13 protein-coding genes are annotated in these 14,987 nt (G+C 73.1%); 3 read left to right on the forward strand and 10 right to left on the reverse strand.

The window, feature by feature from the left end; genetic code table 11:
- Positions 1-77 precede the first annotated feature (77 nt).
- On the forward strand, positions 78-233 hold the full coding sequence (locus tag FXF60_RS16475; protein WP_192796622.1) for a hypothetical protein: 156 nt from the start codon (positions 78-80) through the stop codon (positions 231-233).
- A gap of 76 nt (positions 234-309) precedes the next feature.
- Here the strand turns inward: FXF60_RS16475 and FXF60_RS05940 are convergent, their stop codons facing one another.
- Both FXF60_RS05940 and rpsO read right to left on the reverse strand, forming a co-directional pair.
- Positions 310-2,781 (reverse strand): polyribonucleotide nucleotidyltransferase, encoded by a 2,472-nt coding sequence (locus tag FXF60_RS05940; RefSeq protein WP_151524491.1) that lies wholly within the window; start codon positions 2,779-2,781, stop codon positions 310-312.
- Between the two features lie 136 nt (positions 2,782-2,917).
- A complete protein-coding gene (gene rpsO, locus FXF60_RS05945) occupies positions 2,918-3,187 on the reverse strand; it encodes a 30S ribosomal protein S15 (protein WP_151524967.1) in 270 nt (89 codons plus the stop codon).
- Positions 3,188-3,314: 127 nt separating this feature from the next.
- Here rpsO and FXF60_RS05950 point away from each other — a divergent pair, with 127 nt between their 5' ends.
- Together FXF60_RS05950 and FXF60_RS05955 are read left to right on the forward strand one after the other, a co-directional pair.
- Positions 3,315-4,310: a DNA topoisomerase IB gene (locus FXF60_RS05950; protein ID WP_151524493.1), complete on the forward strand. Its 996-nt coding sequence runs from the start codon at positions 3,315-3,317 to the stop codon at positions 4,308-4,310.
- Positions 4,307-5,020: a PIG-L deacetylase family protein gene (locus FXF60_RS05955; RefSeq protein ID WP_151524495.1), complete on the forward strand. Its 714-nt coding sequence runs from the start codon at positions 4,307-4,309 to the stop codon at positions 5,018-5,020. Before FXF60_RS05950 ends, FXF60_RS05955 begins: the two co-directional genes overlap by 4 nt.
- A gap of 124 nt (positions 5,021-5,144) precedes the next feature.
- On the opposite strand, the gene FXF60_RS05960 is transcribed toward FXF60_RS05955, so the two are convergent.
- The 8 genes from FXF60_RS05960 to FXF60_RS05995 all read right to left on the reverse strand — a co-directional run bounded on the left by FXF60_RS05960 (position 5,145) and on the right by FXF60_RS05995 (position 14,969).
- Entirely contained in the window at positions 5,145-6,107 is a 963-nt protein-coding gene (locus FXF60_RS05960) for a putative endonuclease domain-containing protein (protein ID WP_151524497.1), read from the reverse strand.
- Positions 6,108-6,323: 216 nt separating this feature from the next.
- Positions 6,324-7,160, reverse strand: a complete 837-nt coding sequence (locus tag FXF60_RS05965; RefSeq protein WP_151524499.1) for an Fpg/Nei family DNA glycosylase — start codon at positions 7,158-7,160, stop codon at positions 6,324-6,326.
- 25 nt (positions 7,161-7,185) lie between these two features.
- Positions 7,186-9,975, reverse strand: a complete 2,790-nt coding sequence (gene ppc, locus FXF60_RS05970; RefSeq protein ID WP_151524501.1) for a phosphoenolpyruvate carboxylase — start codon at positions 9,973-9,975, stop codon at positions 7,186-7,188.
- A 43-nt stretch (positions 9,976-10,018) separates the two neighbouring features.
- Positions 10,019-10,555 (reverse strand): GNAT family N-acetyltransferase, encoded by a 537-nt coding sequence (locus tag FXF60_RS05975; RefSeq protein ID WP_151524503.1) that lies wholly within the window; start codon positions 10,553-10,555, stop codon positions 10,019-10,021.
- Positions 10,545-12,632: a penicillin-binding protein 2 gene (mrdA, locus tag FXF60_RS05980; protein WP_151524505.1), complete on the reverse strand. Its 2,088-nt coding sequence runs from the start codon at positions 12,630-12,632 to the stop codon at positions 10,545-10,547. The genes FXF60_RS05975 and mrdA overlap by 11 nt, the downstream gene beginning before the upstream one ends.
- Complete coding sequence (locus tag FXF60_RS05985) at positions 12,629-13,114, reverse strand: rod shape-determining protein MreD (protein WP_151524507.1); 486 nt, start codon at positions 13,112-13,114, stop codon at positions 12,629-12,631. The genes mrdA and FXF60_RS05985 overlap by 4 nt, the downstream gene beginning before the upstream one ends.
- Positions 13,111-13,917: a rod shape-determining protein MreC gene (mreC, locus tag FXF60_RS05990; RefSeq protein ID WP_192796623.1), complete on the reverse strand. Its 807-nt coding sequence runs from the start codon at positions 13,915-13,917 to the stop codon at positions 13,111-13,113. Before mreC ends, FXF60_RS05985 begins: the two co-directional genes overlap by 4 nt.
- Complete coding sequence (locus FXF60_RS05995; protein WP_254712343.1) at positions 13,914-14,969, reverse strand: rod shape-determining protein; 1,056 nt, start codon at positions 14,967-14,969, stop codon at positions 13,914-13,916. The genes mreC and FXF60_RS05995 overlap by 4 nt, the downstream gene beginning before the upstream one ends.
- Between the last annotated feature and the right edge of the window lie 18 nt (positions 14,970-14,987).

Below are 14,987 nucleotides of genomic sequence, written 5' to 3' on the forward strand. Positions count from 1 at the left end.
GTCGCTTTGGAGTATGCTGGGTGAACAGAACATGAACGATTCGACCCGAGAACTTGCTCTCGGAGGAGGTGGACCCCATGGCTACCGTTCGCTCCCGCAGCACGAAGAGCCTCCGCGCGACCCGCGCCCTCACGTGGGTCCCGGTGACCGACGCGACCGGACGCACCCGGATGGAGATGCGCTGGCACCTCGACGCACCCGCGCCACGGATCCGACGCAAGCAGGCTGCCTGAGCAGCTGAGCGCCGGACGCACAGAAGGGCGGGCCCGACCGGGCCCGCCCTTCCTCATGTGCGACTGGATGCCTCGCTCAGTCGGAGGACTCCTGCGCGTCGCCGCCGGCGCCGTTCTCGGAGCCACCGTTGCTGCCGCGACCACGGCCACCACGCCGTCGGCGCTGCCGACGCGGGCGATCGCCCTCGCCGTCGGCACCCTCGCCCGCGCTGCCGGCCGGCACGGTCTCGGTGACCTCCGGCGCCTCGGCGTCGTCGGCCCGGCTGGGCTCACCGGCGTCGGACACCGGTGCCGGCTGCTCGTCCGCAGCGCCGCCCTGCTCGTCCGCGACCACCGCGGCGAGCGAGAGCTTGCCGCGCGGGTCGATCTCCTTGAGCTCGACCTGCACCTTCTGGCCCACGCCCAGCACGTCCTCGACCGCGTCGATGCGCTTGCCACCGACGAGCTTGCGGATCTCGGAGATGTGCAGCAGACCGTCCTTGCCCGGGAGCAGGGAGACGAAGGCACCGAAGGTCGTGGTCTTCACCACGGTCCCGAGGAAGCGCTCCCCGATCTCCGGCATCTGCGGGTTGGCGATCGCGTTGATCGCCGCCCGGGCGGCCTCGGCCGACGGGCCGTCGGTGGCGCCGATGTAGACCGTGCCGTCGTCCTCGATCGAGATGTCGGCGCCGGTGTCCTCCTGGATCTGGTTGATCATCTTGCCCTTCGGGCCGATGACCTCGCCGATCTTGTCGACCGGCACGCGCACCGAGATCACGCGGGGGGCATACGGGCTCATCTCGTCCGGGGCGTCGATCGCCTCGTTCATGACGTCCAGGATGTGCATCCGGGCGTCGCGCGCCTGGGTCAGCGCACCGGCCAGGACGTCCGCCGGGATGCCGTCCAGCTTGGTGTCCAGCTGGATGGCGGTGACGAACTCGCGCGTCCCGGCGACCTTGAAGTCCATGTCGCCGAAGGCGTCCTCGGCACCGAGGATGTCGGTGAGCGCGGCATACTGCGTCTTCCCATCGACCTCCGCGGAGACCAGGCCCATCGCGATCCCCGCCACCGGTGCGCGCAGCGGCACACCGGCGTTGAGCAGCGACATCGTGGACGCGCAGACCGAGCCCATCGAGGTGGACCCGTTGGAGCCCAGCGCCTCGGAGACCTGGCGGATGGCGTAGGGGAACTCCTCGCGGGTCGGCAGCACCGGCATCAGGGCGCGCTCGGCGAGCGCGCCGTGGCCGATCTCGCGCCGCTTCGGCGAGCCCACACGGCCCGTCTCACCGGTCGAGTAGGGCGGGAAGTTGTAGTTGTGCATGTAGCGCTTGCGGGACACCGGGGACAGCGTGTCCAGCTGCTGCTCCATCCGCAGCATGTTGAGCGTGGTCACACCCATGATCTGGGTCTCACCGCGCTCGAAGATCGCCGAGCCGTGCGCCCGCGGGATGACCTCGACCTCGGCCGACAGGGCGCGGATGTCCTTCAGCCCACGGCCGTCGATGCGCACCTCGTCGCGCAGGATGCGCTCCCGGATGAGCTTCTTCTGCACCGCGCGGTAGGCCGCGTCCAGCTCCTTGTCGCGGTCGTGGAAGGGCGCGTCCTCTGAGGTGTCGCTGTCACCGGCGGGGTCCCAGTGCAGGCCGAGCAGCTTCTCCTTCATCGCGATCTTGATCTCGTCGAGCCGGTCCTCGCGCTCGGCCTTGCCGGCGATCTGCAGGGCGGCCGTGAGGTCGCCGGTGACGGCCGACTCCACGGCCTCGTAGGCGTCGTCCTCGTAGTCCAGGAAGCGCGGGAACTCCTCGACCTCCTTGGCGGCGGAGGTGGCCAGCTCGGCCTGCGCCTCGCACAGGACCTTGATGAACTTCTTCGACTCCTCCAAACCCTGGGCGACGACCTCCTCGGTCGGGGCCTGCTTGCCGCCCCCGTTGACCAGGTCCCAGGTGGCCTCGGTGGACTCGGCCTCGACCATCATGATCGCGACGTCGTCCTCGACGACCCGCCCGGCGACGACCATGTCGAAGGTCGAGCGCTCGATGTCGGAGAAGTTCGGGAAGGCGACCCACTGCCCGTCGATGAGGGACACGCGCACGCCACCGATCGGACCGCTGAAGGGCAGGCCGGAGATCTGGGTGGAGGCGGACGCGGCGTTGATCGCGAGCACGTCGTACTGGTGGTCCGGGTCGAGGGACAGCACGGTGATGACGACCTGGACCTCGTTGCGCAGCCCCTTCGCGAAGGTCGGGCGCAGCGGGCGGTCGATCAGCCGGCAGGTGAGGATGGCGTCGGTCGACGGCCGCCCCTCACGCCGGAAGAAGCTCCCGGGGATCTTGCCGAGGGCATACATCTTCTCCTCGACGTCCACCGTCAGCGGGAAGAAGTCGAAGTGGTCCTTGGGGTGCTTGCTGGCCGTGGTGGTCGACAGCAGCATCGTCTCGTCGTCGAGGTAGGCGGTGACGGAACCGCCGGCCTGCTTGGCCAGGCGCCCGGTCTCGAACCGGACGGTGCGGGTGCCGAAGCTGCCGTTGTCGATCGTGGCTTCGGCGAAGGTGATCTCTGGACCCTCCATGGGCCCTCCTTTTCTCTTCACTCTCATCTGCAGCGGGCATCGTCGTTGTGCCTGCTGGTCGTGCGGGAGGAGGGTGACCCCTCCCCAAACGCAGCAAGAGCGGTCCCCAGACGTGGGAACCGCTCCCCTGCGAAGCTCAGCGGCGCAGGCCGAGGCGCTTGATCAGCGACCGGTAGCGCTCGATGTCGATCTCCTCGAGATAGCGCAGGAGCCGCTTGCGCTTGCCGACCAGCAGCAGCAGGCCGCGGCGGCTGTGGTGGTCGTGCTTGTGCTCGCGGGAGTGCTCGGTGAGCTCCTTGATGCGGGCGGTCAGCAGCGCGACCTGCACCTCGGGCGAACCGGTGTCGCCCTCGGTCGTGGCGTATTCCTTGATGATGTCCTGCTTCGTGGCAGTGTCGATCGCCATCGGCGACTCCTTCGGTTGTTGCGCGGCGCCAACCCGGGCCTGTTCACCGGGGCACTCTCGATCCGCGGCCGTCATGACGGCACCGTTCAGGTTATCAGCGTCCGGCGGAGCGCCCTAATCTGTGACCATGCCGCGGCTGCGCACCGTCTCCCCCTCCTCGCCGGGCTGGACCCGGCGTCGGTCCGGCCGCGGGTTCACCTACCTGGACGCCTCGGGCGAGCGCCTCGGCGCCGAGGACGTCGCCCGGGTCAAGGCCCTCGTCATCCCCCCGGCCTGGGAGGACGTGTGGATCTGCCCGCACCCCCGTGGCCACATCCAGGCGGTCGGCACCGACGACGCCGGTCGGCGGCAGTACCTCTACCACCCGGCCTGGCGGGAGAAGCGGGACAAGCTGAAGTTCGACCGGGTGCTCGCGGCCGCCGCGCGCCTGCCCGCGGCGCGGCGCAGGGTGGCCCGGGACCTGGCCCGTGAGGGTATGCCGGTGGAGCGGGCCGAGGCGGTGGCCGTGCGGCTGCTGGACCTGGGCTACTTCCGGATCGGCAGCGACGTCTACACCGACGCGCACGGCAGCTTCGGTCTCACCACGCTCGAGCGTCGCCACGTCCGCGCCCGGGGGGACGTCCTCGTGTTCCGCTTCGTCGGCAAGTCCGGCGTGGAGCACACCGTCGAGATCGACGACGCCGACGTGATCGCGGCGCTGGACCGGATGCGCCGGCGTCGCTCGGGCGATCGCCTGCTGGCCTACCAGGAGGATCGCCGCTGGGTCGACCTGGACGCGGCGGCGGTGAACCTCTACCTCGACGGCCTCCTCGGCGGGGAGCTCACCGCGAAGGACTTCCGCACCTGGCACGCGACCGTCCTGGCCGCCACGTCCCTGGCGCTGTCGCACGAGGACGGCACCACCACGGCGTCCCGGCGCCGGGCGGTGCGGGCCGCGGTGGAGGAGGTGGCGGCATACCTCGGCAACACGGCGACCGTCGCCCGCTCGTCCTACATCGACCCTCGCGTGATCGATCTCTACGAGGAGGGCACCACCATCGCCGAGGCGGCCCAGCGGCGGCATCGCTCGCCCGAGGCCAGGACGCGCGACCTGGAGAAGGCTGTGCTAGAGATGCTGGCATGAGCCTGGAGACGTTCCCGACGGACTGGCAGCGCGCCCTGTGCGTCGTGGCCCACCCGGACGACCTGGAGTACGGCACCGCGGCGGCCGTGGCGCGGTGGACGGACGAGGGCAAGCAGGTCACCTACCTGCTGGTCACCCGCGGTGAGGCGGGCATCGACACGATGTCGCCGGACCGGGCGGGGCCGCTGCGCGAGCGAGAGGAGCGGGACGGGGCCCGCGAGGTGGGCGTCGACGACGTGCGCTTCCTGGAGGGCTTCTCCGACGGCGTGGTCGAGGCCGACCTGCGGCTGCGCCGCGAGCTGGCCCGGGTGATCCGCGACGTCCGCCCGGAGGTGGTGACGACCATCTCGCACGCGGAGACCTTCCCGAACGGCGGCCTCAACCAGGCCGACCACCGCGCGGTGGGGCTGAGCGTGCTGGACGCGGTGGCCGCCGCCGGCAACCGGTGGATCTTCCCCGAGCTGGTCACCGAGGGCCACGAGCCGTGGGACGGCGTGCGCTGGATCGCCTCCTCGGCCGGCCACTCCTCCACCCACGAGGTGGACGTGACCGACACCTTCGAGCGGGCCGTGGCCTCGCTGGAGGCCCACCGGGAGTACCTCGCGGCCCTCGGCGGCGACTACCCCGCACCCCGGGACCTGCTCGGCATGATCCTCGGGACCGGCGAGGACGGCCGCTACGCCTGGCAGGCCCAGGTCTTCCCCCGCTGACTCCACCACCCCGGCACCACACTGCCCCGCATGAGCAAGGAAACCAGCCGTGCAGCAGGGAAACGACCCTGCGACGTGTGAGGTTCTCTTGCTCATGCTCCGGTGAAGGGCTGAGCGAGGGCGGCTAGCTCGCCACGCGGGCCTGAGCCCGGGCCATGGCCGCCCTGATCTTGGCCAGCACCCGGTGCGGGTGGGCGAGGTCCTCCCAGGTGAGCCGGACCACCTCGTAGCCCAGTTCCCGGAGCCGGTCCTCCCGCAGCTTCTCGGCGACGAGGTCGGCGTGCGAGGCGTACTTGAGGCGGCCGTCGAACTCGACCAGGACCGCCGTCCCGTCGATCTGGAAGTCACTGCGTGCCACGACGATCCCCTGCTCGTCCCGGATGACGACCTGCGGGATCGCCGGCGGCAGCGCCAGGGTATGCAGCACCCACGCCGTCCGTGACTCGCCGGCGCTCTCCCGCCGACCGTCGGCCAGCTCCAGCACGACCCGCGCGGCCTGGCGGCCGTTCTTGAGGCAGGCCAGGTCGACCTGTGCCGTCAGCTCCTCCGCGGTGCAGGCGCCCGACCGGAGCGCTGAGTCGGCAGCGACGAGGCCGGCCTCGACGCCATACTGGGCTGCCACCTGCAGCGAGGCGAGACAGGCAGTGGTGCACGGCACCCCTGCCACCAGCGACACCGAGGTCTCCGGGACCGGGGAGTGCACCCACAGGCCGCCACCGCGGCGACCCCGCCCGTGGCGGATGCGGGAGGCGTGGGCCAGGTCGTCCACGCCGTAGATCGCCAGTCTCCTGTGCGCGAGGGAGCTGTGATGGCTGAGCGCCAACCCACCCGGCTCATGACGGACATCGGGAAGGCCCAGTGCGAGGGCGCGGGCGCGCAGCGCGTGCCGCTCCCACGCGGGACACTCGCTCCAGAGACGCCCATCGACCAGGACGTTGCGGCGCAGGCGGAGCAGGATCCCGTCGTGCCTCAGGGCGTCGAGGTCCCGGTCGCTGAGGCCCGCCCGGCGCAGGTGCCCAGAGGTGGTGGTGCCCTCGTGGGCCGCGAGCACGGCGGTGGCCACGGCGGTGCGGGTTGCGGCGTCCATGTGGGGAGTCTGGACCTGCCCGCGTGACCCCCGCGGAACTTATCCACACCCAGCCAGGGCCCACCCCCGCATGAGCAAGGAAACCCCGCACAGAGCACCTCAACATCCCTGTCCTGTGCAGGACTTCCTTGCTCATGCGGGGCGGGGTGGCACGGGGAAGGGGGCTGCGCGGGAGGGCGCGGGCGGGGCGGCACCGGGGAGGGCCGGCGGGAGGAGCTACGTGCGGCGCTGGCAGCCGCCGCACCAGAAGAGGTTGCGCCCGGCGACCACCTTGTGCCGGACGGTGGCGCCGCAGCGCAGGCACGGCATACCGGTGCGCTGGTAGACCGCGAACTCCCGCGGGACGTCCGGCAGCTCACCGCGGTCCAGCGCCGCGCGGGTGTCCTCGAGCACGTCGTCGAGGGTGATGATCGTGCCGGTCCGCACGCCGTACGGCATCAGCCGCACCAGGTCCTCCCAGATCAGCCGCCACGAGGCCGGCTTCAGCGACCGGCCCGGCCGCAGGGGGTGCAGCCGGTGCCGCCACAGCACCTCGCAGCGGTAGATGTTGCCGACGCCGGCGAGCACGGTCTGGTCCATGAGCAGCTCGGCCACGGTCTTCCCGGACCGCCGGATCGAGGCGTATGCCTGCTCCGGGTCGTTCAGCTCGCTCACCGGTTGCAGCGGGTCCGGGCCCTGTCGCCGGACCAGCCGGTCGACCTCCGCCTCGTCGACCACCTGGCAGGCCATCGGCCCCCGCAGGTCGGCGACGTGCCGGTCGGACAGCAGCCGCAGCCGCACCGCCCCGGTCGCGGCGGGCTCGGCGCCGGGCGGGTCGACGGGGAGCACGAACCACTTCCCGATCAGCCCGAGGTGGACGTAGAGGGTCCGCCCCTGCGCGAAGTCGACGAAGAGCAGCTTGCCGTGCGCCCAGGACTGCTCCAGCACGGTGCCGTCGAGCAGGCCCGCGCCGTCCGCGAACCGCCCCTGCGGGCTGTTCACCTCGGGCGAGGTGCCCCCGAACGCCCCGTCGATCGCCCCGGCCAGACGGTGCAGCGTGTGTCCCTCCGGCATGGCCAGATGTTCTCACGCCGACCGGTCAGCCGGTGTTGCGCAGGCCCGCGGCGACACCGTTGACCGTCACCAGCAGGGCGCGCTGCAGCTCGTCCACCTCGTCCTCGCCGGCGCCGTCGGTGGCCGCCCCGTCGTCCTCCGGGCGGTCGCGCAGCCGGCGCAGCAGCTCGACCTGCAGGTAGGAGATGGGGTCGAGGTAGTTGTCGCGCACGGTCAGGGTCCGCCGCAGCACCGGCTGGTCGTCGAGGAGGTGCTCCTCCCCCGTCAACGCCTTCAGCTCGGCGACGGTCAGCTCGAACTCGGCGCGGACCGTGTCGAAGACGTGCCGCAGCTCCTCGGGCACCAGGGTGTCGACGTAGTGGGCCGCGATGCCGAGGTCGGTCTTGGCCACCGTCATCTCGACGTTGGAGACCACCGACCGGAAGAAGTGCCAGTGCTCGAGCATCTGGTGCAGGGTGTCGCCGTGCCCCGCCTCCCGGGCCGCCTTCAACCCGGACCCGACCCCGAACCACCCGGGGATGATCTGCCGGGTCTGGGTCCAGCCGAAGACCCAGGGGATGGCGCGCAGCCCGTCCAGCCCCTTGCCGGTGTCCGGCCGCTTGCTGGGTCGGGACCCGATGTTGAGCGCGCCGAGCTGGTCGACCGGTGTCGCCGCGACGAAGTATGCCGGGAGGTCGTCGTCCTCGATGAGGCTCCGGTAGGCGGCGAAGGCGGCGTCGCTGGCGACGTCCATGACCGCGCCGTAGCGCTCGCGCTCCTCGGTGGTGGTCCGCGGGTCGCGGTGCAGGGCGGAGGCCCGCAGCACGGCGGCGAGGGACAGCTCGAGGTTCTCCTGGGCGAGCGCGGGCAGGGAGTACTTGTCCGAGATCACCTCGCCCTGCTCGGTGAACTTGATGTCACCCTCGAGCACGCCGTTCGGCTGGGCCAGGATCGCGTCGTAGGTCGGGCCACCGCCGCGGCCGACCGAGCCGCCCCTGCCGTGGAAGAGCCGCAGCCGCACCCCGTGCTTCGCGGCCACGTCCCGCAGCGCCCGCTGCGCCTGGTGGATGCCCCACTGGCTGGTGAGCACCCCGGCCTGCTTGTTCGAGTCGGAGTAGCCGAGCATCACCTCCTGCACGTCGCCGCGTAGCCGGACCAGCTCGCGGTAGGCCGGCGTCGACAGCATGGCGTCGACCAGGGCCGCGGCCCCGCGCAGCTCGTCGATCGTCTCCAGCAGCGGGGCGAAGCCGACGAGCGCGAAGGCGCCGTCACCGCCCGCGTCGCCGTGCAGGTCGATCAGCCCGGCCTCGCGCGCCAGCACCGCGGCAGCCAGCACGTCGTCCGGGCCCTGGGTCATCGAGATGATGTAGGTCTCGACGACGTCCTCGCCATAGGTGGCCACCGCCTGCCGGATCTCGTCGAAGACGGCGAGGGTCTGCTCGCGGGGGGCGGCGCGGGTGAGCAGCGGGCGACGGGAGCCGAGCTCGGTGCCGAGCAGCTCGAGGCGGGCCTCGCGGTCGAGCGCGTCGTAGCCCTGCTCGCCCGCGGCCCCGGCGGCGTCCAGCATCGGCGCCAGGGTCTCGTGGTGCTTCTCGGAGTGCTCGCGCACGTCCAGGGTCGCGAGGTGCAGGCCGGTGGAGGCGATGGTCTGGGTCGCGTGCGCGAGGCGTCCGTCGGCGACCAGCTCGCCCCCGTGCCGGCGCAGCGAGTCGGCCACGACCTGCAGGTCGGCGACGATCTCGTCGACCTGCGCGTAGTCCCGGCCCTCCTCGTGCGGGGTGCCGGCGTCGAACCGCCTGCGGGTGTTGAGCAGCTTGGCCCGCACGCAGGTGAGCTTGAGCCGGTAGGGCTCCTGGGCGTTCAGCTCGAGAACCCGCTTGTCCAGCCCGGGCAGGTGCGCGAGGTCCTCGCGCAGCGACTCCATCAGCTCGTCCTCGACGTCGACGACGAGGGTCGAGGACGAGATCTGCGAGATCAGCAGGTCGACGAGGGAGAGCGCGACGCCGATGGCGTGGGTCCCCTGCAGCTTGAGCACCTGGCGGGTGACCGCCGGGGTGACGTAGGGGTTGCCGTCCCGGTCCCCGCCGATCCAGCTGCCGAAGCGCAGCGGCGGGTGCGCGGCGTCCATGCTCACCTCGTGCTCGGCGAGCAGGTCGGACAGGTGCCCCAGGAGCGCGGGCATCGTCGTGGTGAGCACCTCGTCGAGGTAGTACATCGCGTTGCGCGCCTCGTCCAGGGGTGTCGGCCGGTTCTGCCGCAGCTCGTCCGTCTGCCAGATCAGGTCGACCAGCTCGCCGAGGTCGCGGTCCTGCCGCCGGCGGGCCAGGGTGTCCGGCTCGGTCGGGGTGGCCAGCAGGTCGGACAGGTGCCGGATCTTGGTCAGCACGCTGCGCCGCGACGCCTCGGTCGGGTGGGCCGTGAAGACCGGTCGCACGTCCAGCTCCGCGACGCTCGCCGCCAGCAGCTCGGCGCCGCCCTGCTCCACGATCTCCCGCACCGCGGAGGTCAGCCAGCCGTCCTCCTCGGCCCGCGCGGCGTGCGTGCGGACCCGGTGCACCTGCTCGGCGGCGTTCGCGAGGTGGAAGTATGCCGAGAAGGCCCGGACCAGGTCGGTCGCCTGGTCCAGCGGCAGCTCGGAGAGCACCCGCCGGACGTCGGCGGCCGCCTCCTCGTCGCCCTCCTTGCTGGCCTTCGTCGTCAGCCGGACCTCCTCGACGGCGTCCAGCAGGGACTGGCCGTGGTGCCGGACGAGGGACTGGCCGAGCAGGGTGGAGACGCGGCGGACGTCGGCGCGGAGCTCGGGGCTGATCGGGTCGGTGGAGGTCGGCTCGCTCACCTGGCCGACCCTACGGCAACCCGAGCTGCCCCTCCCAACCCGTTCAGGGCTCCTCGACCTGGTCGGCCAGGGCGAGCTCCCACCAGTCGCAGCCGTGCCACCGGCCGAATTTGCGGCCGACCCGCTGGAAGGACCCGACGAGGGTGAAGCCGAGCGAGCGGTGCAGGGCCGCGCTGGCCGGGTTGGGTGGCGTCATGCCCGCAACAGCAGTGCCGTAGCCCAGCTCGCGCAGCCGGTCGAGCAGGGCGCCGTAGAGCAGGCGCCCCACGCCCTGGCCGGCGGCCTCCGGCGCCAGGTAGACGCTCGTCTCGGCCGTGCGGGAGTAGGCGCGACGGGGACGGTAGGCGCCGCCGTAGGCATACCCGAGCAGCGCTCCCCCGCGCTCGGCGACGAGCCACGCGTGCTGCTGCTGGGCCGCGGCGATGCGCCGGGCCAGCTCCTCCCCGGGCGGTGGGTCGGTCTCGAAGGTGACGGCGGTCTCGCGCACGAAGGGCGCGTAGATCGCGGCGCACGCCGCGCCGTCGCGAGCGGTGCCGTCCCGGATCGTGACGGCCTCGTGGTCCGGCCCGCTACCGCTCATCCTCGTCCTCCGCCCGCAGCGTCTCCCAGATCGCGCGCACCGCCGGCGCGGCCACGTCCGAGCCCAACCCGCCCTGCTCCACCACCACGAGCACGACGTACTCAGGGTCCTCGACCGGGCCGTAGGACGCGAACCACGAGGTGGCGTCCTGGCCGAAGGACTCCGCCGACCCGGTCTTGCCGGCGATCGGGTAGTCCGCCATCGGCCACCCCGCGAAGGCGGCCGCACCGGTGCCGTCGGTCGTGACGCCCTCCAGCCCGGAGCGCAGGATCTGCCAGGTCTCCTCGTCCAGCGAGACGGCGCCCTGGTCGACGGGATCCACGTCCTCGACGACGGTGCCGTCCGCCCGGACGACGGCGTCCGCCAGCTGCGGGGTGACCAGCCGACCGCCGTTGGCGACGGCGGCGTAGACGACGGCCATCTGCAACGGGGTGGTGGCGACGTCGCCCTGGCCGATGGAGAAGTTGGCCGCGTCACCCGGTCGCCACCGGGCGCCGTCGACGCAGTTCTCCCGCGCCAGCTGCTCCAGGAAGTCCCGGCGCTCGTCGTCCTCGACCTCGGGATATCCCTCGTCCGCGCGCCGGCAGACCTCGTCCCGGGTGGACTCCCAGAACTCCTGCTTCCAGACCCGCGACGGCAGGGTGCCCGCCTCCTCGCCCGGCAGGTCGACGCCCGTGCGCTGCCCCAGCCCGAACCCGCGGGCGACGGCGAGGAACCGGTCCCGGGCGTCCGCCTCGGCCCCGTCCGCCGAGGAGCCTCCGAGGGTCTGCCAGTGCTCGTACGCCCACCGGTAGAAGGTGGTGTCGCAGGACACCTCGAGGATCCGCGGGAGGTCGATCTCGCCGTAGGCCTCGGACTCGTAGTTGGTGAACCGCTGCCCGGCGATCGACACCGCGCCGGGACAGGCATACTCACCCTCCGGGTCGATCCCGGTCTGCAGCGCGGCCGGGAGGCTGACCACCTTGAAGGTGGACGCGGGCGGGAAGGTCTCGGCGAGGACCCGGCTGACCAGCGGGGCGCCCCGGTCGGGGTCGAGGAGACGGTCGTACTCCCCGGCGCTGACCCCCCTCGTCCAGATCCCCGGGTCGTAGGTCGGGAAGCTGGCGGCCGCGACCACGGCCCCGGTGTCCGGTCGCAGCACCACGGCGGCACCGCTGGTGGCGGGCGCCCCGGACGTCCGCGCCGCCCGCACCGCCTCCACCAGCGCGGTCTCGCTGGCCGCCTGGACGTCCACGTCCAGGTGCGTCCGCAGGTCCGCACCCTGGACCGGGTCGGTCCGTTCCAGCGTGCCGGTCACCACACCGCGCGGGTCGACCGTCACGGTCGTGCGCCCCGGCACGCCGCGCAGGGCGTCGTCGTAGACGGCCTCGAGCCCGGCGCGACCCAGCCACGCCTCGCCGTCCAGCTCCCCCGCGGAGGCCTCGACCTCCTCGGCCGTGGCGCGCCCGAGGTAGCCGACCAGGTGAGCCGCGTTCAGCCCCTCCGGCGCGGGGTAGTCGCGCACCGGGATGCTGTCCACCCCGATGCCGGGGAACGCCTCGGGGCGCTCCAGCAGGGCCAGGGCGTCGACCGGGTCCGCGTCGTAGACGAGGGGCACCGGGAGGTAGGGCGACCCGGAGAAGCAGAACGGCACCGGCGGGGCGTCCGCCGTGCCGCACAGCCGGGTCCTGCCCCACAACGCCTCCTCCGGCAGCCGGAGCGTGGCGGCCACCGAGGCCACGAGGGCGCGCCCCTCGTCCTCGGACTCCAGCAGCACCTCCGGGTCCACGGTCACGACCGAGCTGGCCGTGTTGGTCACGACGGGGGTGCCGTCGGCGGCGAGGACCCGGCCACGCAGGGCCGGGGTGACGATCTCACGGGTGCTGACCTCCGCGGCCTGGGTGGCGAGGTCCTCGTGCCGGGTCAGCTGCACCTGCCCCAGCCGCCCGACGAGCAGACCACCCAGCGCGAGCACGACCGCGACCGCCGCCCAGAGCGGTCGCGTCGACCGGCGTCGCCGCACCCGGGGCGGCGTGAGCGCGGGCCGCGGGACCCGCACCGCCGCGGGCCGACCTCGACGTGGGTGGGGGGTGCTCATGCCCAGCCCCGGCGCGTCATCCAGCGCTCGAGCGACATCAGGACGGGCAGGACGATGACGGCGAGGACCATGGTGACCACCCAGGTCCAGGCCAGCTCGGCCAGGAGCGCCCTGCCGACCCCGGCCGCGGCGCTCACCCCGCGCACGCCCAGCACCACGGCGGCCGCCGCCGCGGTCGCCACCCAGGGCAGCAGCGGGGAGACGACGAGGGCCCGCCGCACCCAGCCCAGGCACAGCCCGACGGCGGCATAGCTCAGCGCGCTCGCGCCCAGCGGCTCGGCACCCGGGGGGACCAGGTCGACCAGCCATCCACCGGCCAGACCCATGAGCAGCCCGACCTGCGGGCGGTGCAGGAGCCCCGCGGCGGCCACCACCAGCAGCACCAGGTCCGGCCGCGCCAGACCCTCCGGCCAGGCGCTCGGGAGCAGGACGGCGGCGACGAGCAGGAGCACCCGCACGCACGGCCCGAGGACGCGGATCACGCGTCCTCCCGGAGGACGACGGCGACCAGGTCCAGGGTGTCGGTGTCCACGTGGGGGGTCACGACCGCGGTGCGGCCCAGCTGGCCGCGGTCCGGGTCGACCGCCGTCACCGTGCCCAGGGGTATGCCTGCGGCGTACGGGATGTCGTCCGGGCTGCCCAGGGTGGTCACCTCGTCGCCCACGGTGATCTCGCTGTCCCCCATCGCGGTCAGGGTCAGCTCACCGTGCCCCCGGGCCGGCAGCCCGGGCGGCGTGTCCGCCTGCACGTCCCCCAGGGCACCGTCGGCACCGAAGCGCACCCCGACGACCACCTGCGCGTCGCCCAGGAGCAGCACGTCGGCGCTCTCCGTGGCCACCCGCAGCACCCGGCCCACCAGTCCGTCCACGCTCACCACGGTCTGGTCCGGCAGCACACCGTCCGCGCTCCCGACGTCCAGCGTCACCGTGCGCCCGCCGACGGGTGAGCTGGCCGGGGCGAAGGCCACCACCCGGGCGGGGAGCAGGCGGCGCTGCAGCACGGCCGCGGTGCTGGACCGCGCGAGGGTGTCCAGCTCGACCGCGTCACGCTCCCGCTCGCGCAGCCGGTCGACCTCCGCCGCGAGGGCGTTGCGCTCGGCGCTGAGCCGGGCGAGCTCGCCGTCGTCCCAGCCGGAGAGCGCGCGCTGCGCGGGGGCAGCCGCCACCGAGACGGTCGTGCGCACCGGGTCGGCGAGGCCGGGTCGCGCCAGGTCCACGACGAGGGCGGCAGCGGTGGCACCGACCAGCAGGAGCGAGACGAGGGTGAGGCGGTGCACGCCGTTCACGCCTGCATCGCGGGCCGACGGGTGAGCATCTGACGCAGGGCGCCCATGTCGTCGACGCACGCCCCCGCGCCACGGATCACCGCGTGCTGGGGGTCGTCCGCGACCCGGACCGGCACGCCGAGCTCGTGCCGCATCCGCTCCGCCCACCCGCGCAGCAGCGCCCCACCACCGGTCAGGGTGACGCCGGTGTCGATGAGGTCACCCGACAGCTCCGGAGGGCACACGTCGAGGACCGAGCGGACCACCTCGACGACCTGCGCCGTCACCGGCTCGATCATGCGCCGCACCTCCTCGCTGCCCAGCTCGACCGTCCGCGGGAGGCCGGTGCTCAGGTCGCGACCCCGCACCCGCGTCACCAGCTCCTCGGCCAGCGGCCAGACCGATCCCACGGCCAGCGTGATCTGCTCGGCCGAGCGTTCACCGAGCAGCAGGTCGTATGCCTGGCGCACCCCGTCGGCGACGGCCTCGGCGACCTCGTCGCCGCCGACCCGGAGGCTGCGCGCGTTGACCACCCCTCCGAGGCTGATCACGGCCACGTCGGTCGTGCCGCCGCCCAGGTCGACCACCATGCTCGCCGCCGCGCTCTCCACCGGCAGACCGGCTCCGATGGCAGCGGCCATCGCCTCCTCCAGGGCGAAGACCCGACGGGCCCCGCACCGCATCGCGGCGTCCTCCAGGGCGCGCCGCTCCACGGCGCTCACCCCGCTGGGCAGGCAGACCACGGTGCGGGGCCGGACCAGCCGCGTGGGCCGCACCCGCTCCACGAAGTGCCGCAGCAGCTGCTCGGTGATCTCGGAGTCGGTGATGACGCCGTCCGACAGCGGCCTCAGGGTGAGGACGTGCTGGGGGGTCCGGCCCAGCATCTCGTGCGCGGCAGCGCCCGCGGCCACCAGCCGCCCGGTGCCGGTGTCGACGGCCACGAGGGTCGGCTCGTCCAGCACGACCCCCCGACCCTGCACGTGCACCTGGGTGGTGGTGGTGCCGAGGTCGATCGCCAGGTCGCGCCCGAGCATCGAGGCCCCGCGGGGCGGCGAGGGGCGCGCGGTGCTCACCCCGGCATCGTACGCAGC

Source organism: Serinicoccus kebangsaanensis (genome assembly GCF_008919445.1).
Taxonomy (GTDB): domain Bacteria; phylum Actinomycetota; class Actinomycetes; order Actinomycetales; family Dermatophilaceae; genus Ornithinicoccus; species Ornithinicoccus kebangsaanensis.

Excerpts from the sequence above, each read along its gene's own strand:
- FXF60_RS16475 (WP_192796622.1), top strand. The coding sequence starts at position 78 with ATGGCTACCGTTCGCTCCCGCAGCACGAAGAGCCTCCGCGCGACCCGC.
- FXF60_RS05940 (WP_151524491.1), bottom strand. The coding sequence starts at position 2,781 with ATGGAGGGTCCAGAGATCACCTTCGCCGAAGCCACGATCGACAACGGC.
- rpsO (WP_151524967.1), bottom strand. The coding sequence starts at position 3,187 with ATGGCGATCGACACTGCCACGAAGCAGGACATCATCAAGGAATACGCC.
- FXF60_RS05950 (WP_151524493.1), top strand. The coding sequence starts at position 3,315 with ATGCCGCGGCTGCGCACCGTCTCCCCCTCCTCGCCGGGCTGGACCCGG.
- FXF60_RS05955 (WP_151524495.1), top strand. The coding sequence starts at position 4,307 with ATGAGCCTGGAGACGTTCCCGACGGACTGGCAGCGCGCCCTGTGCGTC.
- FXF60_RS05960 (WP_151524497.1), bottom strand. The coding sequence starts at position 6,107 with ATGGACGCCGCAACCCGCACCGCCGTGGCCACCGCCGTGCTCGCGGCC.
- FXF60_RS05965 (WP_151524499.1), bottom strand. The coding sequence starts at position 7,160 with ATGCCGGAGGGACACACGCTGCACCGTCTGGCCGGGGCGATCGACGGG.
- FXF60_RS05975 (WP_151524503.1), bottom strand. The coding sequence starts at position 10,555 with ATGAGCGGTAGCGGGCCGGACCACGAGGCCGTCACGATCCGGGACGGC.
- mrdA (WP_151524505.1), bottom strand. The coding sequence starts at position 12,632 with ATGAGCACCCCCCACCCACGTCGAGGTCGGCCCGCGGCGGTGCGGGTC.